This is a genomic window from Chryseobacterium sp. GW821-FHT04C04 (assembly GCF_059420365.1).
The window spans coordinates 312291-335026 of the sequence record NZ_JBWKTO010000001.1; the positions used below are offsets into that span (position 1 = coordinate 312291).

Below are 22736 nucleotides of genomic sequence, written 5' to 3' on the forward strand. Positions count from 1 at the left end.
CCCACAAGGTATATTAAGTTCTTTAAAATAAAAAAACCGACAGGTAAAGGACCTGTCGATAAAAAACAAAAATTGATATGGATATGATTTAGATATGATGTGTCTATTTTTTAATAATCTTTTCTGTGATGATTTTTTGATTCTTCGTCTTAATCTTGATCAGATAGGTTCCAGGAGCAAAATTGTCCATAGAAACTGTCATGGAATTACCTTCCTGCATTTTTTGCCCTGACATATTATAAATTTCATATTTCTCCAACCCTTCCTTCATCTTGATGGTTACGGTATTTGTTGTAGGATTTGGATATATTTTAATGGTAGCCGATGCCTCTTTAGAAACCTCAATTGTTGAAAGACTTTCCGGCTGAATCTTAAGGGTATAATCCTCTACCTGCCCGATAAACCACCCTGAAGGGCATGGAAGGTTCTCCAAAGTTCCCATCCAGGAACTGGATTCATAAGCTTTTACCAGCCTGAAACGGGTTTCTCCCAACTGTGCACCTGCCGGAATGGTAATATTGGCTGACGTAACTCCCGATTCCGTACTAGAAACCGGATTGGAATTGTCCAGATATCCCAGGTTAATTTTTTCATCAGCATCAAACTGATTATTATGGTTAAAATCAATATAGGCATACGCTGATACGGTATTCTGCCCATGGGTGCCTCCTGTAACCGTTATAGGATAGCTAGTTCCACGGTTGACCGTAAAGACTGTTGCTGTGAAATTTTCAAGAACATCCGAGTTGCCATCAATAGCACTGCTTCTAACAGTTCCGGCAAATTCTACCTTGCTTATTTCGCTTACTGTAAGGGTGCTCACATTCTCGGCTCCACAGTAAGGAGCTGGGAAACTTACCGTATTCCCTATGATATTCACGGTATAATCTTCTGTTTGTCCTGCTCTTAAGCTGGAATCACAAGCTGAACTGATAGAGTTAGCCGCTGCTGGATTGGAGTAAGCCTGAACATTTGTATTTTTAAGAACCCTCATCCTTGTGCTTCCACTGGCAGCATTGGCTGGAACGGTTATCATATTGCTGATTGTAAAAGCATTGGCTGGATTAGCGGCTGCCAGCCTTCCGATATAGAAGCTTTCCCCGGCATCATCAAAATTGCCATTCTTATTAAAGTCTATAAAAACAACTACATCACTCGGAAATGTACTGGAAGGACCTTTTATCGATATCGGATAAGAATTCCCGGACTGCAGATCGGTAGATATTGACGTGAAATTTTCATAGATCTGTGCATTCCCGGACTGAACCGGTGACGAATTATTAATCGTTCCTAACGTAACATTACTGATCATATTGCTGTCTGCTCCATACTGAAACACAGGCATACAATACTGTAATTGGGCGTTCATCAGTGAGCAAAGTACAATACCAGAAAGAGTAGTTATTTTTTTCATTTTTCTTGTTTAAATTTCTTGATACAAATTTATATTTATTTAGAATGAATAAAAATAACATAGCAATGATATTTGTCAGTTTATCAAAAATAGGCGTCATATACCTACTTAGTATATATATAATAATTCAAATTACTCATGGATAATCAATCTGTTATATAAAAAACACCTTCCCCGAAGTTGTACTCGCAAGAAAGGTATTTTATATTTTAAAATAAGAAATAAGGGGAATTTTACATCTTTTAGCCTATATTTTCAATAAGAATTGCTGAAGCTCCCCCGCCCCCGTTGCAGATGGCTGCAATACCATATCTCCCTTTTTCCTGATGCAAGACATTGACCAACGTTGTGATAATCCTTGCTCCTGAAGCACCAATCGGGTGTCCTAATGCAACAGCTCCGCCATACACATTTACTTTGTTCAAATCATACTCAAGAATTTTCTGATTGGACAGAATGACTGAAGAATAGGCTTCATTAATTTCGAAAAAATCAATATCAGATAAGCTAAGACCTGTTTGTTTCAGAAGCTTTTGAATGGCTACAGAAGGTGAAGTCGTAAACCATTCCGGAGACTGGGCTGCATCTGCATAAGCGATTATCTTTGCCAATGGCTTAAGATGGTGATGTTCTATAGCCTCTGAAGATCCTAATACTATTGCAGAAGCTCCATCATTCAAATTACTGGAATTAGCGGCTGTCAGTGTTCCATCTGCTTCAAATGCGGGTTTCAGCAGGGAAATTTTCTCAGGGATAAGTTTATCAATATCTTCATCTTTATCCACGATTGTAGTTCCCTTTTTTGTTTCAAAGGATATATGGATCAACTCATTGCTGAATTTCCCGTTTTTTGCGGCTTCCTGAGCTCTCTGATAGGAAAGCAATGCATATTCATCAAGTTCCTGCCTGGTGAGTCTATACTTCTTCACTCCCAATTCGGCAGCACTTCCCATATGGAAGTCATTATATACATCCCAAAGGCCATCTTTGATCAGGCCATCCGTAAGACTGGTATCTCCCAGCTTTGTTCCCTGACGGAGTTTCGTATAGTGCGGAACATTGCTCATACTTTCCATTCCGCCTGTCATAACGATATTTTCCAGCCCCAGCTGAATCTGCTGAGCGCCAATGATTGCCGCTTTCATTCCGGAAGCACAGACTTTATTAATCGTTGTTGCATCTTTATCCACAGGGATTCCTGCAAAAATAGCTGCCTGCCTCGCCGGTGACTGTCCCAATCCTGCACTTAAAACATTTCCCATATACACACTGTCTACATACTCAGGAGCAAGCCCAATACTTTCATACGCATTCTGTATTGCTATAGCACCCAATTGAGTTGCTGTAAATCCGGAAAGGCTGCCCATAAACCCACCAACAGGGGTTCTTTTGGCTGCCGCTATAAATACTTCTTTCATAAGATATTATTTTACAATATACCGATTGGTATTATTTTTATTAAAAAAAATCCCTCTCTTATTGATCAGGGGAATATACAAATATAGCAAAAATATACCGATTGGTATATTAATGATGTTAAAAAAGTCTTACTTTCTACAGTAAGACTTTGATTTTTTATGTTCTGCTCAGTTGATCCAGTTTTTTCAACAGCGTGGGTATTCTATAATCCCCATGCATCTGTTCTACTTTTAGCTTAACTTCATCTACATCAAACCCTCTGGCTGTAACAAAAAGCGGTGTTTTACTTTCTCCACGGAAAACACTTCTCCGCTGTGAATCCGGAGTTGTAAATTCGTTCTTTGCAATCCCAATAATAGGATGCTTTTCTTCCAGTGCTTCATAAAGATGTCCACCTAAGCCAATTTTCCCATTGTTGTCAAGGGTAACATATCCGTCAACAATGATAATGTCTTCCGGTTTTAATGCTATTTTATGTAACAGGCTCAAAATGCAGGGCAATTCTCTTTTGTAAAAAGCTCCACTTTCATATTCTGAAGTCACAGGAGTTTCTTCTATAAAAGTCTCTACTTCTTTTTCAGAGGCCCAGTTTTCAAATGCAATACACACTGTATTAGCATAATCCTCGTAATAATAGGTATCAAATGCGTAAATCATATTTTCTCTTCCTTAAAAAACTCACCAAAATGCCATAAAATCCCTGACGGATCGTGTACAAAACACTCTTTTCCCCAATCCATCGTTCTCACAGGAGTAAGTCTTACATTTTCATACCTATCTGTAAGCCCTAAAGACAAAAGCTCCTTCCAGAATTCGTCTGTATCGGCAACTTCCATAAAAATCATGGTATTGTCAACCCATTCTTTTGCATAATAATCCTGAAGGTAAAAGCCTATTTCCTGCCGTATTAAAAGGGATAGCTTAGGCTCAAGCACAATTTCCTCAAACCCAAGATCTTTATAAAAGTTTCTGCTGATTTCAAAATTTCGTGCACCAATAAATGGTCTGATTGATTTTAGCGGCGATTTTACGATGTTTTTATTTTTCCAATTTTCATAAGTCATTTCAAACTTAACCTCTCCTTTTCCATGGGTTCCTGCTTCCTTCCAACCAGATTTCCTGTAGAAGTTTTCAGCCCTTGTTCCCGGCGAAGTACCAAGCCAGACATCGTCTTTATTCTGTTCAAAATACCAGTCGAGCATGATATCATGAAGTTTTCTGCCAATTCGCTGGTTTTCAAAATCAGGATGTACAAATAATGCCCATATATTATTGTCTTTAAGATCTGCAATGGAAAAACCTACAACCCGACCCTCCACTTCACTTACCCATCCTTTTCCTCTTTGAAATAAAAATTCTTCACAATCTTTATCAGTAACCAATCCTGGATCTGACAATGTATTTTCCTTCACAGAATTTCTTACTATCTGAATCTGTGGGATATCTTCTGGTTTTGCTTCCCGGATAATTATATTCATGGTAATTGTTTTGTTGATAAGCTCTCAAGGGGTAGAACCAATCCAAAATAAAACTGGTGATTATTTCTTGTCAACAACAATTCTTTCTTCTCTGTTGGCAATATCCCATGCGGTTGTGAAAATAAGCTGGGTTCTTTTCTGCAATAGCTGATAATCTATCTTTTCAGGATCATCACCTGGTTTATGATAATCTTCATGAATACCATCAAAGAAGAATGCTACAGGAATATTATGTTTGGCAAAATTATAGTGATCTGAACGGTAATACAGCTGCTCAGGATCATTCAAATCATCATATTTATAATTAAGTTCCAAGTTATTGGTTCTCTTATTTGCTGCTTCATTGATCACTTTAAGCTGAGAACTTAACATTTCCGAACCAATCACATAGACGTATTGTTTTCCTCTGTTAGCAGGGTCATCACGTCCTATCATGTCAATATTAAGGTCAACAACAGTATTGGCTAATGGAAAAACAGGATTCTCGGAGTAATATTCTGAACCAAACAATCCATGTTCTTCTCCAGTAACGTGTAAAAACAGAATAGATCTTTTAGGTCCTTTTCCTGCTTTTTTAGCTGCCTGGAAAGCTTTGGCAATTTCCATAACGGCAACTGTTCCGCTTCCGTCATCGTCCGCTCCATTGTATACCACGCCATTTTTTGTTCCCACATGATCATAATGTGCTGAAATTACCACAATTTCTTCTGGTTTTTCACTTCCTTCGATAAAAGCTAGAATATTTTCAGAATCAGGGAGGTTTCCACCGCCTCTTTTCATCATAAATTCTGACGGAACTTTCTGATAATAGGAACCTAATGCTTTAGGCCCTGAAATACCGAGGCTTTTATAGTAATTGATCATATACTCACCCGCTTTTTTCTGTCCTTTGCTTCCCGTATCTCTTCCTTCCATATCATCTGCAGCAATCACATAGAGATTCTTTTTTAAATCTTCAGCGCTTATCACTTTGTATGCATTGTTAAATGCATTATTATGTTTTGTAGAAACAGGATGTGAAGCATTTCCATCAGATATGTTTGCCGTTCCACAACCGGTTACTACAGCCATGGCAAATAGCGGAATAAGTATTTTTTTCATAAAGAATAAATTTCTTAAAAATAACAAATTTTATTGAATCCGAATGGAAGAAATAAATAAGATAAGAGAACACATATTACTACACGAATTTAACAATACGTCAATTTTAAATCCAATATGGTATTAAATTTTTATTATATTTGATTAAAATACAAAATAGGTGGATAAAATTTATGGATTTACTCATTATTCCTTTTTCACGGAAATGTCCGAACTGGCTGCCAGACACGGAAGCTTTGATCTTTCTCTGGGACTTCCCGACTTCGATATTGACGAACGTCTGAAAATCTTTTTAAAAGAAGCCTCTGAAAAAGATACCCATCATTACGAACCTCTTGCCGGCAATCCCCTTCTGATTGAAAGCATCATTCGTTTCAATGCAAAACGGAATCATAAAATCACGATTACTTCTGGTGAAGTCACCATTGTTCCCTGTGCAACCTTTGCTTTATATACTTCCCTCAAATCTATTATTAATCAATATGATGAAGTCATCATTATTCAACCGTCCTATTACACGTATGGACCTGCTGTTGTTATGAATGGCGGAATCCCCGTCTATTATGATCTTGAAGGTGATTTCACGATCAACTGGGACTTATTTAAAAACTGTATTTCGGAGAAAACCAAAGCGATCATTGTCAATTCTCCCCAGAACCCAACGGGAAAAGTATGGAAAAAAGAAGACTGGAGCCAGTTGTACGAATTGATTAAAGAACGTGAAATCTATTTGATTTCCGAAGAAATATATGATACCTATTGCTATGATGAAACTGAACATTACAGTTCCTTTATTCATCCAGGGCTCAGGGAAAAGACATTCTGTATATTTTCTTTTGGCAAAATGTTCCATACTTCCGGATGGAAGGTCAGCTATATGCTTGCTTCTGAAGCATTAACTAAAAAATTCCAATGCCATCAGCAATATATTTCTTACAGTGCCAATGCTCCTGCTCAATACGCTATCGCAAAGTATCTGGATGTATTTGACCCCGTTATCAATAAAGAAATAATGCAGAATAAAAGAGATATTTTTAATCATCTGATTCGGGAAACTCCCCTGCAGGTAGAACAACAGGCGGAAGGAAGTGTTTTTCAGGTTGTCAATTTCCGCAATGTTTCCAAAACAATGACTGATGTAGAGTTTTCAAAATGGCTTACGATTGAGAAAAAAGTTTCCTGCCTCCCCCTTTCTGCTTTTTATAATTCAAGACAGAATTCAGATTATATCAGATTTAGTTTTGCAAAAAAAGATGAGCTGATTATTCAGGCAATGGAACATTTGAAAAGACATCTTTGATTTGTCCCACATTAGTTTTCCCAAGGATTGCACAGTTTTCACAGATCATTGCAGGTATCTTATTTGCTTGAGTTTTATTTTTAAGAATAACCAATAAAAAAAGCACCGCCAGAGCGATGCTTTTCTATTATTTTTAACATTGATTCTAAAGAGCCAGAACTCTTACGTCAATTCTTCTGTTTTTTGCTTTACACTCGTCTGTATCATTCGCTTCACATACCGGATGTTGGGATCCGTATCCTTCAGCTTCTACTCTATCTGCAGAAATTCCTAATTCAAGCAATTTCAATTTTGCAGTTTGCGCTCTTAAATTGGATAATTTGATATTGCTATCCTCATTACCACTATTGTCTGTATATCCGCCTAATTTAATTTTTAAATCAGGATAGGCATTTAAAATTTCAGCCAGCGTATTCACCTGAAGTACGGATTCTGCTTTCAGATCACTTGAACCGGTTTCAAAATAAAGGTTTTCAATCGTGTACCATTTATTAGGGTCTAATGCAGATTTGTCTTTTTGTTTCACCACATTATAAAGCTGATAAAGCTGACTACCATCGCCAATGGCAATCGTTTTTCCTCCATCCAGCTTTATTTTTTGAATATTTCCAGTTTCATACACAAAGTCTCCGCTTTCATTAAGGTGTCCTTTAATTTCTCCCGGAACAGCAGTAATGATTTTCGTATCTCCATTAATACCCGTTGCAGCAGTGGAAATCCCTGTAAGACTTTCAATTTTCGCTTTTCTGTTCGCTTCAATTTTATCTTTATGTAAAACGGCCAAAGTAGGCGCAATAACCAATGAAACGATTGACATCAATTTGATCAGAATGTTCATAGAGGGTCCGGATGTATCTTTAAACGGATCTCCAACCGTATCTCCTGTTACAGATGCTTTATGAGGCTCTGATCCTTTGTAATACGTCTGTCCATTGATATCCACTCCTTTTTCAAATGATTTTTTAGCATTATCCCACGCTCCTCCTGCATTATTCTGGAACATTCCCATCAAAACTCCACATACGGTAGCCCCTGCAAGGAAACCTCCCAATACTTCAGGTCCGAAAATAAATCCCATTAACAGTGGAGAAACAATGGCTATTGCACCAGGAAGCATCATTTTTCTGATAGACGCATCGGTAGAGATCGCAACACATTTTTCATATTCTGGTTGTGCTTTTCCTTCCAGTATTCCCGGAATTTCACGGAATTGTCTTCTTACTTCCTCCACCATTGCCATCGCTGCCTGTCCAACTGCTGTAATGGCTAATGATGAAAAGATAAACGGAATCATCCCACCGACAAATAATCCGGCAAGAACATCTGCTCTGTAAATATCAATCCCATCAATGCCTGCAATCCCTACAAAAGCAGCAAACAATGCTAATGCTGTCAAAGCTGCTGAAGCAATTGCAAATCCTTTTCCTGTAGCTGCAGTTGTATTTCCTACAGCATCCAGAATATCTGTTTTTTCACGTACTTCTTTTGGAAGCTCACTCATTTCAGCAATTCCTCCGGCATTATCTGCAATCGGTCCGAAAGCATCAATAGCGAGCTGCATGGCAGTAGTTGCCATCATTCCGGCAGCTGCAATGGCAACTCCGTACAGTCCGGCACATAAATAAGATCCGTAAATACCACCTGCCAATACAAGGATTGGAAGAAGTGTAGATTCCATACCAACAGACAAACCGCCGATAATATTCGTTGCATGGCCTGTAGAAGACTGTCTCACAATACTGGAAACGGGTCTTTTTCCCATAGCTGTATAGTATTCTGTGATGATACTCATCAGAGTTCCTACTACCAATCCTACCATTATGGCTCCAAATACCCCCATTTTAGTAAACTCGTGGCCTCTAAGGACCATTTTTTCCGGAAGGATATAAGTCACCAGAAAATAAGAAGCAATGGCGGTAATTACAATACTTCCCCAGTTTCCAAGATTTAATGCATTTTGTACACTGGAAGTAGATGAACCTTCATTATCATTAATTTTAACAAATAAAGTTCCAATCATTGAAAATATAATTCCTGTTCCTGCAATCAGCATCGGTAAAAGAATTGGGGCAAAACCTCCGAAAGCATCCTCTGAAATAGTTTCCCGGCCTAAGACCATGGTGGCTAAAACCGTTGCAACATAAGATCCAAAAAGGTCGGCTCCCATTCCTGCCACATCTCCTACATTATCACCTACATTATCTGCAATCGTCGCTGGATTTCGGGGATCATCTTCCGGGATTCCGGCTTCCACTTTTCCTACAAGGTCAGCACCTACATCTGCCGCTTTTGTATATATACCACCACCCACTCTTGCAAAAAGTGCTATAGACTCAGCCCCCAGAGAAAATCCGGTAAGAATTTCGATGGTTTTTTCCATTTCCAAAGAATCTACTGTGGCCTCGGGAGCAAAGATTTGCTTAATGATGATGAATAGAGTTCCCAAGCCTAAAACAGCCAGTCCGGCAACCCCCATTCCCATTACAGAACCTCCTGTAAAAGATACTTTAAGAGCTTTTGAAAGTGAGGTCCTTGCTGCTTCTGCAGTCCTCACATTGGCTTTGGTAGCGATTTTCATTCCGATAAAGCCTGCTAATGCGGAGAATATAGCTCCTACAGCAAAGGCTATTCCGATACTCCAGTGTGAGTTCGCATTACTCGATCCCATCACTGCCAGTAATATGGCGACCACTACAACAAAGTACGTTAAGATTTTGTATTCAGCTTTTAGAAAAGCCATTGCACCGTCTGCAATATGGCCGCTGATTATTTTCATTTTTTCATTTCCGGCATTCTGTTTACTTACCCAGTTGCTCTGAAGAAATGTATAAAGCAAGGCTACGACACCAAAAATTGGCACTAACATAAATAGATCCATAGTTTAATATTTTTTTGGTAATAGAAAATTAAATATAATAAATAATTACCATCAAAGCATTAAAAACTTTAACAGTATGATGTTTATCATCCAAAAAAATGCAAATATGGCAACAAAATAATGATGATCTGAACCTGTGAAAAAGTGAGACTGAATAAAGGTTTCAGAGAAGTTCGTGGAATAGAAATTCTTTGAAGAATTAAACCATTAAGATTTAATAAGTGAATAAGAAAGTTAAGAAGAGTTTCCCTGGAAATAAGATTTCTTCCCATTGAAATGGTTCTTTTAGCCAACAAAAAAGGATAAACAAAAATTTGTTTATCCTTTTTTTATTTAAAATCCGAGTATTTTATCCTCCGAATTTATCTGCATAGTCTGTTTGAGAAGCTTTAATCACTTTTCTTGCATGTTCAGCTCCGTAAACTTCCTGAATTCTGCATTTTGCAGGCTCATCCGGTAAGTTCTTGTACGTTAGGAAGTAGTGCATTAATCTTCTAACTTCTGCTTCGGGTAATTCAGTAATATCTCTGAAGTGTCCGAAAGCATGATCATTGATCATTACGGCTACAATTTTATCATCAGCTTCTCCACCATCGATCATTTTGAAACCACCGATTGGAATAGCTTCCATCAATAAACCTCCTGCATGAATATTGTGAGAACTTAAAACACAAATATCAAGAGGATCATGATCTCCCATTGTCACATCCGTAGCTCCTGCTTCTACAGCAAGTTTCATGACTTCATTATCACAATATGTTCTTGGAACAAAACCATATAAAGCAGGGATAATATTTGAGAATTTCTGTGGCCTGTCTACCTTTAAATATCCTGTTTCTTTATCTACTTCATATTTAATAGTATCTGAAGGAACAATTTCCACAAATACATTTACAACATTTGGCGCATCTTCTCCTGCAGAAATTCCATGCCATGGATGTGCTTTAAAATTTGGAATCATTATTTATCTGTTATTTTTTAAGTTATTATTAAAATTTCTTTTCTTAAATCTTCTATTGTTTCAACAATATAGTCATTGCTCTCCATATAGTTCATGATGAAAATCGTTTTGAACTCATCCAGCTGCACCTCTCCTTTCAATCCGTCATAGGTTTTGTGAAGAAGCTCTATAATCGCATTTTTAGAGTCTACGATATTCTTCCATGAATTTTTGGTGATGTATAACTGTTGTGAGGAGTTATATTCAAATTCTTCATTAATGGTCTTTTCTGTAAGGAAAATAAACTCATGAACGGCTAGCTCTCTGTCAAATCTCTGGATAAGGTTTGACGGTTTCATTCTGTCCAGGAACAGGGTCATTCTTTCGTAGGAATGGGCCTTATTCTCTGAATTTGATTTCACGGTGAGTAATTTGATTTCCTGGTTTTTAAGGGTGATGTACGAATGTACAAATTGTCTGAGCAAAACCAGAAAAGGAATTGCAATAATCAATGCAAATGCATACGGTAAATATCCTGAAAGACTCGTCATAATTTTAGACTGCAAAATTACTAATTATTTTCCGTCTTCTAAAGAGTTTTTAAAGATATCCACTTTAGAATTCTGGATATAGATCAATGCGAGGATAATGATGAGATAAAAGCCCAGCATCATCCTATTGGCCAGAGACGGAAAAACCAAAAATCTCAGCATCACCGTTCCATATATAATTGCGAAAAACAATAGCTGAGCCTGTATTTTTTTACTACGGAAAGAAAAATGATTAGCCAGAATAATCGCTATAAAAATCAACAGGATCGGAAAATATGAACCGTTGAATTCCAGCATTATTTTGCTTTTAATAAAATGAATATAATCTGAAAACAAAAATGGATCAGGTTGTGAAACAGGATAAATCTGAACTTGAGTAAACTGATTCATAAAGAGTGTAGACCACGAAACCTGATTGAAAACCTGTATTAAAAAGAAAGAAAGGAACAGATATCCATATGATATAAATAATGGAACTGTTTTAACCTGAAGTTTGTTTCTGTAAAGGTAAATAAGGACATACAGACATGAATAAAAGATAAAATATTCCGGTCTTGTCAAAATACATAACATGGCAAATATACCTGCAAGAAAGAAATTCCTTCTTACTAAAAATACATAGAAGCTCAAAAGAAGCAACAAACATGATAAAGAATCTGCTGAAACGTGTCTTGCTGACTCCGGAAGAGGTTTAAACAGGGAAATTAAAATCGTGATGACGAAAGCAAAAGTATAATTTTTCAGAATTTTTATCAAAAAGCTGAAAATCAGAATCAGAATCAGTGCGTAAGAAATACTTGATATTAAAGAGTTTGAGACAGAAGCACTAAAACCAAGTTTGAAGAATGACCAGTTGACAAAGTTATAAAAGGGTTTTACCACAAAAAGCTGTAGTTCTTCTTCGTAGGCTTTGGGATTTTCTGATAATATTTTGTAATACGTGCTTTCCCCTTTTGCCACTTCTTCCACCATAGGATCTACAGGTCCTAATCCTGCAAAATTGGGGTTCTTTTCCCTGAGTTCATCATATACTTTTTGATGAATCTCTTCAATTTTCATATCAGGATATTCTGTTTTATAAATCAGGCCCATATAAGCTTCCATATCCGTGTTGTAATACTGGTGGGTATAGAGATAGTATGACATGAAACATATATAGATTGAAAATATAAAAACAAGAATATTTCCCTTTTTTTTCATACATTGATATTATAAGAATACAAATGTAAAGAAACTATCTTTTAAACCCATATTCTTATAAAAAGCTTTTATGATAAGGGGTTGCCTTAAAGTTCAAACAGGGCCGGTCTTTGGGTCACTTCATGATAGCATACGCTGTTTTCATCAAAGAAATGATACACAAGACTTTTTCTCGTTCTGTTTTTATCGGTATGAGGTTCGCCACCGTGAAGGATATTGGCATGCCAGATTAATAGATCTCCTTTTTTGGCCTTAAAAACCTCTTTTTTTAATCCCAGTTCTTTTACTTTATCTTCAAGGAAAGTTTCATAAGCTCTGTAGCTTTTCTTCCCGATTTTCAAAGCAGTTCCTTCGTTATCATAATCTGAATTCAGGAAATAAGGCAGCTTATGGCTTTTTGGAATATAGTGCAGGGCACCATTTGTTTCATCCACATCTTCCAGTGCAATCCATACTCCAAGCAATCCTCCTAGCGGATAAGTAGTCATGTGAATACTGTCCGAATGGGTTTTCTGCTGGCTTCCATTGATGAAGTTGATACTTTGAAAAAGTTTAGATTTCCCGTTCAGCAAAACAGATAAAAAGTCTAAGAATTCCTTGTCACTTCCAATATTTCTAATGATTTCCGAATGATGAATGGCAAACATCAGCTTTCCTCCGTAAATAAACTTCAGCGTTCCATCTTCCATAAGCTTATCAATTTCCCTATTGATTTGATCTGCCGTTTCTGGAGTCAGAAAATTCCTCAGAATCAAATATCCGTTATCATCATATTGAAGGGTACTTTCTTTATTTTCTTCTGATAGCTTTTTAAAAAAGGGAGTTTCCGTAAGTTTTGTATAGTCTACCGTTCTTGTACTGGCAGGAAGATGCGCAAAATCTTTACTCGAAATACTTGAAAAATAGTTCTTATCGATTCCGTATTTTTTATACAGCGGAATATTATGCTTTAACTTACTCTTTTTAAAGAAGTTATAGAGCATATATGATAATTTATACTGACGAATCTGTTGTAACATAACGGTTTTTACTTGGATTTTATAAAGTTACAGAATATTACTTAATTAGAACCAATCTAAACAATGCTTTTCATCATAAAAAAGACTTTCCTTTCATGATAAGATCACCCAATTTTTTAAAAAGATTTTTTTTTGAATTTTCAATAATGCCATAAGGTCTTAATTCCGGACGGAATCCTCTAAAAAACTCTTCAATATTCGGTAATTCTCCTCCTTCAAAATCAAAGATATGAGTTTCGATATTTTCTTTAATCAGATGATCAATCAATACCGAGGCTCCTGATAATTTCACATAATCTTTATCATTAAAATTACCTAAAAGTGCTACCATATTGCAGTCTGTATAAGTAGCAATTACGTTTACAATCCTACTTTGATAGTAAAAAGCGGTGAACTTCAGGTAATCTAACTTGTAAAAACTTTCGAAAATCCTCATAAACTCAGACAGGTCATTGTCTTTGCTAAGCCCTATTGTATTGGCTTCGATAAAAGCCTTTGCTTTGTCATAAGAAATGGGTAGGATTTCTGATTCTTTTACAACTTCTTTATCCAGCCGAAGCTTTCTTTTTCTTTTGGGAGAATATTTGGCATATACCGTTTCGTAAGAATCAGGATACAATAAGAAATTCTTTTTGATTCTGATTTTAGTACGAAGCTGATTTACATCATTAAAAGGATACGCTCTGATCATGTAGTTTTTTTCCAGAAATGCTAAAAAAGCTTCATTAAGATCTACATCATCTTTGTCTGAAAAAACACCGAGCTGCTGACAAAGTTTCGGGTTGTGTACAATTTTCACTCCATACTTTCTTACAAAAGGCACAGGCATTACTGCTTGGTAGTCTTTGTAAACCAGGATTTCCCATGGCATCGTCGAAGTAGTATCTAAAAAGTCTTTTGTAGCAGAATATTTTCTTTGTTCGGAGTTTTCTAAACATTGAGCGTATTTTACAAAATCAATTTCATGGTATTTCAATCTTCTAATCATAATAATCCTGAGTCAGAGAAACTAAAATAGGAATCCTGCGTGACAATAATATGGTCTAAAAGCTGGATACTCAACGTCTGTCCTGCTTCTTTTATTTTTTGTGTAATGTTAATATCTTCCCTGCTTGGTTTCAAACTTCCGGAAGGGTGGTTGTGCGCAATGATGATCCCTGTTGAAAAATGATCCAGCGCTGCTTTGTAAAGAATTCTCACATCTACAATAGATTGGCTGATGCCTCCCTGAGTGAGTTGAGAAACATGTATAACTTTATTATTGTTGTTTAGAAAAATAGCCCAAAATTCTTCTGTTCTCAAATCAGAAAGTTGATTTCTAAGAATAATATAAGCATCACTGCTATTCCCAATAATTGTCTTTTCCGGAATTTCCTGTACGGCTTTTCTTCTTCCTATTTCTAGAGCCGAAATGATCGAAATAGCTTTTGTCTCTCCAATTCCTTTGAATTTCATCAGATCCTTAACAGAAAGCAGGCTCAGCTGATGCCAGTTGTTATTGACAGAGGTTAAAATTTTCCGTGCCAGCTCTACCGCATTCTCCTCTCTATTTCCACTTCCCATAATAATAGCCAGCAACTCAGAATCAGAAAGTGAGCTCTTGCCTTTTTGCAAAAACTTTTCTCTGGGTCTGTCATCTTCAGCAAGAAGTTTTATAGCCATGGAAATATTTTATAGATTAATAGAAAGCATATAAAATCACAGGTTTCGTCGACTGATCAATATATTTTGCGGTTTCTTTAAAAGCATTTACAGAAAGCATCGGGCATCCTAAGCTTAAACATGCCGGAGTCTGAGATTCAACATCAGGAATACATCCATAAGAATGAAGTACAATTGCTCTCTGCATGGCATTGCTATTGGTAGAGTCCAGACCTTTTAAACGATAGGCTTTTCCAAACTTTCCTACATAACTTTCTCCTATGGCATATTTTCCGAGAGATGACTGATAAGAGCCTTCTGTATTACTGAATTTCAAAGCATCTGAACGTGGAACGACAGAACCTGAACCATGGGAGACAACAGCCTGCTGGACAATTGTATTCTTCTTCAGGTTATAAATGAAATACCTGTATTTTCCGGAAGGCATTTTAAAATTGATAAAAACAGCCAATTCCTGATTATACTCTTTTCCTTTAATATAATTTTTAACCTCTGAAATCCTTTCCTGAGGCACATTCATTGAATTCAACTGTTGAGATTCAACTTTTGAACAGGAAATTAAAATTAAAAAAAGAAAAATAAAGTGTTTCATTATTTGGGGTCTGTATACTCCTATTCTATGATCATCCCGTCTTTCATAACGAGCTTACGGTCTGTAATTTCTGCAAGATTCGGGTTATGGGTTACAATCACAAAAGTCTGGTTATATTTGTCTCTCAGATCGAAAAACAATCTGTGAAGATCATCCGCATTCTTAGAGTCCAGGTTTCCTGTAGGCTCATCTGCAAAAATAATTTTTGGTGAATTGATTAAAGCCCTAGCCACCGCAACCCTTTGTGCTTCTCCACCTGAAAGCTGATTAGGTTTATGCTGCAGTCTTTGTTCTATTTTTAAATCTTCAAATAAAGCATACGCCTTTTCAAGGGCTTCTTTTTCATTGGCTCCAGCAATTCTTGTCGGAAGCAAAACATTTTCCAGTGCGGTAAACTCCGGAAGAAGCTGATGAAACTGAAATACAAAGCCGATATTCTGATTTCTAAATTTCGATAGCTGCTTATCATTCATATTAATAAATGACTCTCCTGCTATTTCAATTTCAGTATCATATTTATTGGATTGGGTAGGATGATCCAAAGTTCCTAAAATTTGAAGCAATGTAGATTTACCTGCTCCAGATTCTCCTACAATAGAAACCACCTCGCCTATTTTGATGTGAATATCAACTCCTTTCAGTACTTCTAAATTCCCATAAGATTTATGGATATTTCTTGCTTTAATCATGATTCAAAAATAGTAATTTGATTTTGAAATTCCATCAAAAAATACGGTGATAATTTTCAATTCTCAAATTGACATCACAATAAAACTTTCCCCAAGATTTGGAAAGTAAATCAAATTTAATGGATTTTGTAAATTTTGTTCTTAATGATTATAAGAATTAAACATCAGTAGTACAATTTACAACCTTATAGCTCTTATTCTTATTTTTCGAGCCTAAAAAATTCATGAAATATTTTAATTATTGTTCCGGATATTGACATTTCAAATTCCCAATAAACAAAAAACCTCCCGATTTGGGAGGTTTTATTATTTTCATTTCAGAAAATTACAGTAACAATGTTAATGGACTTTCTAAATATGTTCTTAATGTTTGTAAGAATTGAGCACCTGTAGCTCCATCTACTACTCTGTGGTCACATGCCAATGAAAGTTTCATGGTGTTTCCAACTACGATCTGACCATCCTTAACGATTGGTTTCTCGATAATTGCTCCTACTGAAAGGATTGCAGAGTTAGGTTGATTGATGATACTTGTAAATGTCTCGATTCCAAACATTCCTAAGTTAGAAATGGAGAATGTAGATCCTTCCATCTCATTAGCCTTAAGACCTTTGCTTTTTGCTCTTGAAGCCATATCTTTTACAGATGCAGAAATCTGAGTATACGTCATCTGATCTGTATTTTTCAATACAGGAACTACCAATCCGTCAGGAATAGCTACTGCTACACCAATGTTGATATTTCCTCTGTGGATGATCTTATCACCTGCCCAGCTTGAATTTACCTGAGGGTGTTTTCTTAAAGCAATGGCAGTCGCCTTAATGATCATATCATTGAAAGAGATCTTAGTATCAGGTAAAGAATTGATTTCTTTTCTTGCTTCAATTGCCTTATCCATGTTGATCTCAACCATCAGATAGTAGTGAGGTGCAGAGAATTTACTTTCAGCAAGACGTTTTGCAATAATATTTCTCACCTGAGAGTTTTGAGTCTCTGTATCTTCACCCTGTACGAAGTTTACTGCAACAGGAGCAGCGCTTGCTGCAGGAGCTGAAGCAGCTGGTTTCGCAGCTGGCTGATAGTTTTCAATATCTTTTTTAACGATTCTTCCATTTTCACCAGATCCCTGAACACTGTTGATGTCAACCCCTTTATCCTGAGCCATTTTCTTAGCCAGTGGAGAGATTGCCACTCTGTCAGAAGATGAAGAGTCAGCAGCCGGAGCAGCTTTTTCTTCTGTTTTCGCTTCTGCTTTTTGTTCAGCTGGTTTTTCAGTTGACTGAGCAGCAGCTTTTGGAGCACCTACAGCAGAAATATCAGTTCCTGCAGGGCCAATAATGGCTAATACGGAATCAACAGGAGCAGCGCCTCCTTCTTCTACACCTTGCTTCAATAATACTCCATTGAATTCAGATTCGAAATCCTGTACTGCTTTATCTGTTTCGATCTCAGCAAGAAGGTCACCTTCTTTTACTGTATCGCCTACATTTTTATGCCACTTAGCTACCTTACCTTCTGTCATTGTATCAGAAAGTCTAGGCATTGTAATAACTTCTACTCCAGCCGGAACTTCTGCCACAGCAGATTCATTTACAGGAGCCTCAGCTTTAGGTTGTTCTTCTGATTTTTTTTCTTCAGAACCTGCACTTGGAGCAGCCGCTCCTCCTGTCAGTCCTGAAATATCTTCTCCTTCATTACCGATAATCGCTAAAACAGAGTCTACAGCAGCAGCACCTCCTTCTTCTACACCTACGTATAAAAGGGTACCTTCTATCTCAGATTCGAAATCCTGAACTGCTTTGTCAGTTTCAATTTCAGCTAAAATATCTCCTTCTTTTACTTTATCTCCAACTTTTTTATGCCATTTTGCCACTTTACCTTCCGTCATAGTGTCGGATAGGCGGGGCATCGTAATTACTTCTGCCATAATTTTCTAATATGATAATTTGTTAATGTGATGACGTGAGAATTAAAAAATTTAATTCATTTTCAAATTCTCAAATTATCTAATTATTAATTTTCTAATTTGTCTAGGAATGGATAATTTTCCTGAGCGTATACATATTCATAGATCTTATCAACCTCTGGATAAGGAGAGTTTTCCATAAATTCGATACATTCGTCAACGAAGTCTCTCGATTTATTATCCGCAGCTTCCAATTCTGCTTCTGTAGCCCATCCGTTTTCTAAAATTCTGTGCTTTACAAGCTCGATTGGGTCATCATTTTTATGAATAGCTACCTCTTCTTTAGATCTGTATGGCTCAGCATCAGACATAGAGTGTCCTCTGTAACGGTAAGTTCTTGCTTCAATGAATGTAGGACCGTCTCCTCTTCTTGCTCTTTCAATAGCTTCATAAGCAGCTTCTGCTACTTTTTCAGGATCCATTGCATCTACAGCAAGGCAAGGCATTTCGTATCCTAATCCTAATTTATAGATATCCTCGTGGTTGGCTGTTCTTTTTACAGAAGTTCCCATTGCATATTGGTTGTTTTCAACAACGAATACTACAGGCAGCTTCCAGTTCATAGCCATGTTGAATGTCTCATGTAAAGAACCTTGTCTTGCCGCACCATCTCCAAAGAAACAGATGTTCACTGCTTTTCTGTCAAAATATTTATCTGCGAAAGCAATACCTGCTCCTAAAGGAATTTGTCCTCCAACGATACCGTGTCCTCCATAAAAACGGTGTTCTTTACTGAAAATGTGCATAGATCCACCCATACCTCCGGATGTTCCTGTAGCTTTACCACAAAGTTCAGCCATGATTCTTTTAGGGTCCACTCCCATCGCCATTGGATGAATGTGGCATCTGTAAGCAGTAATCATACTATCCTTTGTTAGATCCATCGCATGTGTGAATCCAGCAGGGATAGCTTCCTGACCATTATACAAATGTAAAAAACCTCTGATCTTTTGTTTTAGGTAAAGAGAACGGCATTTGTCTTCAAACCTTCTCCACATTGTCATATCTTCATACCACTTCAGGTATACCTCTTTAGAAAATTCTTTCATGTGTTAGCTCTTGCTTTTTTATGATGAAATAGTTGAGCAAAATTATGAAAAAAACTTCGTTTTTATTCTATACATAGATAACTTTTCGCTTTTTCTGTAAAATCTACTTGCGCGCTGAACGGATTATTCTTAATTTTCGAGCCTTGGATGTGCTCATGAAGCACCGTCCCATCTGTTATTTCTCTACTGTCATATATAAGGAACCAGCCTATCTATGTGCCTTTTCTGAAATAGTAAAAGGGATAGGAATATCAGAAATTCATGGTTCTTTATCCATCCTCTCCTTTCTCCTTTAATTATTGTTAACATAACTTTTGGTCATTTCGGCAGCTTCTTTTCAGGGGAAATTCTATAAACTTAGAGTTTCTATCTTTAGTTTTATTGATGAATTTAATATAAAAATTAAAAAAGGTTTTTATTAGGACAAACACATTGATAAACATTCACCTAAACAAATTTCAAATCCTTTCTATTGATCTGTATCCATTTGATTTTTGAGGTTATAATAGTATATTTGGTTTTTAAACTAAAATATGGAAGAAAAGCAGTCTTCATTACTACACAAGATTTCAAAAGTCATCTCTGATTTTTTCAATCCATTGGTCTCTCTGATCATTTTTTTTGTATACATGAGCGTTAGAGAATATACCTTCAAGGATTCTATACTTTATTTCCTTCCCATATTATCAATGATCATTATTCCCGTTGTCATTTGGCTTGTATGGAATGTGAAGACGGGAAGATATACCAATATGGATGTATCCAACCGGATTCAAAGGAAAACTCTTTATGTATTTATTGCAGTCTGTGTAATTGCTTATCTTATTTTCAATTACATCAGAAACGGATCTATTGATCTTATCATGTTGTTTATTTTAATCCTTCTTTTTGCTCTTCAGATCAGCAATCTTTACATCAAAAGCTCGATGCATACTGCATTCAACATATTTGTAGCGGCATTATTTTTCTCATTGGGCTGGAAAATGGGACTTGCGTGGCTGGGAATCGCTATTTTGGTGGGAATTACCCGGGTTATTTTAAAAAGGCACACCGTAAAAGAAGTATTTATGGGCGCTGGAATAGCTTTTATGGTATCTTTTATCTATCTTTATTGCAATATTCAATTTCAACATTAGAATACTCTATGAAAATAAATCATCTTACCGCCGCTGAAGAAAACTTTATGAAGCTGTTTTGGAAAATGGAATCTTTCTATCTGAAGGATGTTATGGAGCAGCATCCGGAACCGAAACCACACCAGAACACGGTTTCCACTTATTTGAAAATATTAGTTGAAAAAGGCTATCTATCAACAGTAAAAGAAGGAAGGATCTTCAAATACACTGTACTTGTTCCTTTGACAGAGTATAAAAAATTCCTATTGAAAGAACTTTCACGCAACTTTTTCAATGATTCAGGAAAAGAAATTCTGGAACTTCTATTAAGTGAAAAATTGATCTCTCAGGAAGATATGAAAGGACATTTTGATCTTAAAATTGAAATAAAACCAGCCAAAATTGAAGAACCTAAATTTGAAATTGCTGAAGAAATTTTAAGTCCAAAAAAAGAGAAAAAGACCAAAGTAAAAGAAAAAGACAAGGATAAGGACAAAAAGAAAAAAAAGAAAAAAGATTAACCTAAATTCCAAAAACACCAAATCATGAAAACAAAATTCCAGGAGACTGTAAGCCGGGCCAATGAAGTCATTTTCCGATATCCAATAATTCTAGTCATGGCTTTATTAGCTTCTATTGGCGCTATTTGTATTGCTGAAAGTAACTTTAATGAAGGTACTGTTTATATCAGATTTACTATTTGTGCCTGTCTCGGAATTTCCCTGATGTTTGCATTGAAAATGTTATCTCAGAGAATCGGGAAAGAATTACTATTGCATGTATCGGGTATTGCTTTTCTTTTAGGCTTCTATTGTATTCTACCTGATAAAAAGAATAATTTTACAGAAGTTTACATTTATATCATTGCCATTACATCTCTTCTCTTCCACTTATTGGTTTCTTTCGTTCCGTTTCTGGAGAAAGACAGGGAACTTAGATTTTGGCAGTACAATAAAAATCTCTTTGTCAATTTCTTTCTTACGGTTGTATTTACAGGCGTTTTGACCGGTGGAGTTGAGTTGGCCATCGTAGCTGTTGATAATCTCTTTGATTTTCATTTTCACCACAGGGCTTATACAGATACATTTTTTGTTCTGGCTATTTTTGGAAGCAGTTTTATTTTTCTCCTATTTAATGATAAAGGTTTAAATAATCTCGAAAAAGACGGAACTTACCCTGTTGTTTTAAAATTTTTCACTCAGTTTATTCTCATCCCGCTACTGCTTATATATGCAGCTATTCTTTATTTCTATTCTGCTAAAATATTAATCAACTGGCAGCTTCCAAGAGGCTGGGTTTCTTACCTTATTTTAGCCTACAGTACGGTTGGCATCCTGGCGCTACTGCTTGTACATCCACTAAAAGAGGAAAATGCAAAATCATGGGTTAGAATATTTTCAAAGGCGTTTTATTATACCATTGCTCCTTTGATTATTCTTCTTTTCACTGCTATTTTTACGAGAATTTTAGAATACGGATATACAGAACCAAGGTATTTTGTACTGATGCTTGCTCTCTGGCTGTTGAGTATTGTTATTTACTTTATTTTCAATAGAAAAGCTACCATAAAGTTTATTCCGGTCAGTTTATTTCTGTTTGGTGCTTTTGCTTTAATTTTTCCTTATTTCAATGCCTTTAGTGTGGCTAAAAGAAGTCAGAAAACAGAACTGATGAATATTTTAAATAAAAATCAGTTAATCAGTGGCAACAAAATTAATTTCAATAAGAAAGTAACCGATACCATACGGACTGAAATTGCTGATAAATTTGAATTTCTAGCCGAAAGAAAGCAAGGGAAATTTTTATCCAATCTCCTGAATCAAAAAGATCAGACTGAATTATCAGAGAATATTGAAAAGGGAGCATTTTATGGTATAAAATATGATATCCAGAACAAATTTTCAGATGTAAATATCACTTCAAAAAACAAACCGTACGAAGTGAATAGAATTGTTCTCGTTTCTGAAAAACAGATCATGGAAATTGCTAACTATCAATATTTACTATCCTTCCCACGCTACAACAGAGATCCGCAAAAACTGAACGAAGATCAATTTGGAATCATAGATCAATTAACAGAGAAATCATCATTAAAACTAACGTTAAACGCTAAGGAAGAAATAGATTTTGGACCCCAAATCATCAAATTATTTCAAGACAATAAAAATAAAACAGGAACGGTAAAAGTACCTGATATCACCATGGAATCTGATTTAGGGAAATACCATATTAAACTTATTTTTAATGAAATCACGCGGGAGAAATATGCCGATGATAATCTTACCAGTATTTATTACGACAACGCTTATCTTCTTATAAGATTAAAATAGATCATAAAATAAAAAGAGGCTACCTTGTGGATA

General features: G+C 36.2%; 20 protein-coding genes. 4 read left to right on the plus strand and 16 right to left on the minus strand.

Features of this window, described 5'->3' with window-relative positions:
- Positions 1–103 precede the first annotated feature (103 nt).
- From AC07UM_RS01450 to AC07UM_RS01470, 5 genes are all read right to left on the minus strand, one after another.
- Entirely contained in the window at positions 104–1414 is a 1311-nt protein-coding gene (locus AC07UM_RS01450; protein ID WP_494682806.1) for a T9SS type A sorting domain-containing protein, read from the minus strand.
- A gap of 242 nt (positions 1415–1656) precedes the next feature.
- On the minus strand, positions 1657–2832 hold the full coding sequence (locus AC07UM_RS01455) for an acetyl-CoA C-acyltransferase (protein WP_494682805.1): 1176 nt from the start codon (positions 2830–2832) through the stop codon (positions 1657–1659).
- Positions 2833–2989: 157 nt separating this feature from the next.
- Positions 2990–3490 carry an endonuclease V gene (locus AC07UM_RS01460; RefSeq protein WP_494682804.1) on the minus strand — a complete coding sequence of 167 codons (501 nt, stop codon included), beginning with the start codon at positions 3488–3490 and terminating at the stop codon, positions 2990–2992.
- Positions 3487–4311 carry a GNAT family N-acetyltransferase gene (locus tag AC07UM_RS01465; protein ID WP_494682803.1) on the minus strand — a complete coding sequence of 275 codons (825 nt, stop codon included), beginning with the start codon at positions 4309–4311 and terminating at the stop codon, positions 3487–3489. The genes AC07UM_RS01460 and AC07UM_RS01465 overlap by 4 nt, the downstream gene beginning before the upstream one ends.
- A 60-nt stretch (positions 4312–4371) precedes the next feature.
- Positions 4372–5412 (minus strand): M28 family peptidase, encoded by a 1041-nt coding sequence (locus AC07UM_RS01470; RefSeq protein WP_494682802.1) that lies wholly within the window; start codon positions 5410–5412, stop codon positions 4372–4374.
- A 160-nt stretch (positions 5413–5572) separates the two neighbouring features.
- Between AC07UM_RS01470 and AC07UM_RS01475 the strand changes: the two genes are divergently transcribed.
- Positions 5573–6712, plus strand: coding sequence for an aminotransferase class I/II-fold pyridoxal phosphate-dependent enzyme (locus AC07UM_RS01475; RefSeq protein ID WP_494682801.1), 1140 nt, complete (start codon positions 5573–5575; stop codon positions 6710–6712).
- A gap of 145 nt (positions 6713–6857) precedes the next feature.
- Here the strand turns inward: AC07UM_RS01475 and AC07UM_RS01480 are convergent, their stop codons facing one another.
- The 11 genes from AC07UM_RS01480 to pdhA form a co-directional block, all read right to left on the minus strand.
- A complete protein-coding gene (locus AC07UM_RS01480; RefSeq protein ID WP_494682800.1) occupies positions 6858–9590 on the minus strand; it encodes a sodium-translocating pyrophosphatase in 2733 nt (910 codons plus the stop codon).
- A gap of 349 nt (positions 9591–9939) precedes the next feature.
- Positions 9940–10551 (minus strand): inorganic pyrophosphatase, encoded by a 612-nt coding sequence (locus AC07UM_RS01485; protein WP_109738287.1) that lies wholly within the window; start codon positions 10549–10551, stop codon positions 9940–9942.
- Between the two features lie 17 nt (positions 10552–10568).
- A complete protein-coding gene (locus AC07UM_RS01490; RefSeq protein WP_103232836.1) occupies positions 10569–11081 on the minus strand; it encodes a DUF7935 family protein in 513 nt (170 codons plus the stop codon).
- A 24-nt stretch (positions 11082–11105) separates the two neighbouring features.
- A complete protein-coding gene (locus AC07UM_RS01495) occupies positions 11106–12227 on the minus strand; it encodes a hypothetical protein (protein WP_494685211.1) in 1122 nt (373 codons plus the stop codon).
- A gap of 140 nt (positions 12228–12367) precedes the next feature.
- Positions 12368–13300, minus strand: a complete 933-nt coding sequence (locus AC07UM_RS01500) for a phytanoyl-CoA dioxygenase family protein (protein ID WP_494682798.1) — start codon at positions 13298–13300, stop codon at positions 12368–12370.
- Between the two features lie 73 nt (positions 13301–13373).
- Positions 13374–14288 (minus strand): hypothetical protein, encoded by a 915-nt coding sequence (locus AC07UM_RS01505; RefSeq protein WP_494682797.1) that lies wholly within the window; start codon positions 14286–14288, stop codon positions 13374–13376.
- Positions 14285–14962, minus strand: a complete 678-nt coding sequence (gene radC, locus AC07UM_RS01510; RefSeq protein WP_494682796.1) for a RadC family protein — start codon at positions 14960–14962, stop codon at positions 14285–14287. The genes AC07UM_RS01505 and radC overlap by 4 nt, the downstream gene beginning before the upstream one ends.
- A 16-nt stretch (positions 14963–14978) precedes the next feature.
- Complete coding sequence (locus AC07UM_RS01515) at positions 14979–15482, minus strand: murein L,D-transpeptidase catalytic domain-containing protein (protein WP_494685212.1); 504 nt, start codon at positions 15480–15482, stop codon at positions 14979–14981.
- Positions 15483–15574: 92 nt separating this feature from the next.
- Positions 15575–16243, minus strand: coding sequence for an ABC transporter ATP-binding protein (locus tag AC07UM_RS01520; protein WP_494682794.1), 669 nt, complete (start codon positions 16241–16243; stop codon positions 15575–15577).
- A gap of 325 nt (positions 16244–16568) precedes the next feature.
- Positions 16569–18170 carry a dihydrolipoamide acetyltransferase family protein gene (locus tag AC07UM_RS01525; RefSeq protein WP_494682793.1) on the minus strand — a complete coding sequence of 534 codons (1602 nt, stop codon included), beginning with the start codon at positions 18168–18170 and terminating at the stop codon, positions 16569–16571.
- An 86-nt stretch (positions 18171–18256) separates the two neighbouring features.
- Positions 18257–19258 carry a pyruvate dehydrogenase (acetyl-transferring) E1 component subunit alpha gene (pdhA, locus tag AC07UM_RS01530; RefSeq protein ID WP_494682792.1) on the minus strand — a complete coding sequence of 334 codons (1002 nt, stop codon included), beginning with the start codon at positions 19256–19258 and terminating at the stop codon, positions 18257–18259.
- 533 nt (positions 19259–19791) lie between these two features.
- Between pdhA and AC07UM_RS01535 the strand changes: the two genes are divergently transcribed.
- The 3 genes from AC07UM_RS01535 to AC07UM_RS01545 are packed head-to-tail and all read left to right on the plus strand — an operon-like array spanning position 19792 to position 22703.
- On the plus strand, positions 19792–20394 hold the full coding sequence (locus AC07UM_RS01535; protein WP_494682791.1) for a phosphatase PAP2 family protein: 603 nt from the start codon (positions 19792–19794) through the stop codon (positions 20392–20394).
- Positions 20395–20402: 8 nt separating this feature from the next.
- Positions 20403–20894: a BlaI/MecI/CopY family transcriptional regulator gene (locus AC07UM_RS01540; protein WP_103232846.1), complete on the plus strand. Its 492-nt coding sequence runs from the start codon at positions 20403–20405 to the stop codon at positions 20892–20894.
- A 24-nt stretch (positions 20895–20918) separates the two neighbouring features.
- Complete coding sequence (locus AC07UM_RS01545) at positions 20919–22703, plus strand: DUF4153 domain-containing protein (protein ID WP_494682790.1); 1785 nt, start codon at positions 20919–20921, stop codon at positions 22701–22703.
- The last annotated feature ends 33 nt before the right edge of the window (positions 22704–22736 follow it).

What these genes read in the sequence shown, in the direction of transcription:
- AC07UM_RS01545 (WP_494682790.1), top strand. Translation starts at nt 20,919, where the DNA reads ATGAAAACAAAATTCCAGGAGACTGTAAGCCGGGCCAATGAAGTCATT.
- AC07UM_RS01450 (WP_494682806.1), bottom strand. Translation starts at nt 1,414, where the DNA reads ATGAAAAAAATAACTACTCTTTCTGGTATTGTACTTTGCTCACTGATG.
- AC07UM_RS01470 (WP_494682802.1), bottom strand. Translation starts at nt 5,412, where the DNA reads ATGAAAAAAATACTTATTCCGCTATTTGCCATGGCTGTAGTAACCGGT.
- AC07UM_RS01525 (WP_494682793.1), bottom strand. Translation starts at nt 18,170, where the DNA reads ATGGCAGAAGTAATTACGATGCCCCGCCTATCCGACACTATGACGGAA.
- AC07UM_RS01495 (WP_494685211.1), bottom strand. Translation starts at nt 12,227, where the DNA reads ATGTCATACTATCTCTATACCCACCAGTATTACAACACGGATATGGAA.
- AC07UM_RS01535 (WP_494682791.1), top strand. Translation starts at nt 19,792, where the DNA reads ATGGAAGAAAAGCAGTCTTCATTACTACACAAGATTTCAAAAGTCATC.
- AC07UM_RS01455 (WP_494682805.1), bottom strand. Translation starts at nt 2,832, where the DNA reads ATGAAAGAAGTATTTATAGCGGCAGCCAAAAGAACCCCTGTTGGTGGG.
- AC07UM_RS01465 (WP_494682803.1), bottom strand. Translation starts at nt 4,311, where the DNA reads ATGAATATAATTATCCGGGAAGCAAAACCAGAAGATATCCCACAGATT.
- AC07UM_RS01460 (WP_494682804.1), bottom strand. Translation starts at nt 3,490, where the DNA reads ATGATTTACGCATTTGATACCTATTATTACGAGGATTATGCTAATACA.
- AC07UM_RS01485 (WP_109738287.1), bottom strand. Translation starts at nt 10,551, where the DNA reads ATGATTCCAAATTTTAAAGCACATCCATGGCATGGAATTTCTGCAGGA.
- AC07UM_RS01540 (WP_103232846.1), top strand. Translation starts at nt 20,403, where the DNA reads ATGAAAATAAATCATCTTACCGCCGCTGAAGAAAACTTTATGAAGCTG.
- AC07UM_RS01480 (WP_494682800.1), bottom strand. Translation starts at nt 9,590, where the DNA reads ATGGATCTATTTATGTTAGTGCCAATTTTTGGTGTCGTAGCCTTGCTT.
- pdhA (WP_494682792.1), bottom strand. Translation starts at nt 19,258, where the DNA reads ATGAAAGAATTTTCTAAAGAGGTATACCTGAAGTGGTATGAAGATATG.
- AC07UM_RS01500 (WP_494682798.1), bottom strand. Translation starts at nt 13,300, where the DNA reads ATGTTACAACAGATTCGTCAGTATAAATTATCATATATGCTCTATAAC.
- AC07UM_RS01505 (WP_494682797.1), bottom strand. Translation starts at nt 14,288, where the DNA reads ATGATTAGAAGATTGAAATACCATGAAATTGATTTTGTAAAATACGCT.
- AC07UM_RS01520 (WP_494682794.1), bottom strand. Translation starts at nt 16,243, where the DNA reads ATGATTAAAGCAAGAAATATCCATAAATCTTATGGGAATTTAGAAGTA.
- radC (WP_494682796.1), bottom strand. Translation starts at nt 14,962, where the DNA reads ATGGCTATAAAACTTCTTGCTGAAGATGACAGACCCAGAGAAAAGTTT.
- AC07UM_RS01515 (WP_494685212.1), bottom strand. Translation starts at nt 15,482, where the DNA reads ATGAATGTGCCTCAGGAAAGGATTTCAGAGGTTAAAAATTATATTAAA.
- AC07UM_RS01490 (WP_103232836.1), bottom strand. Translation starts at nt 11,081, where the DNA reads ATGACGAGTCTTTCAGGATATTTACCGTATGCATTTGCATTGATTATT.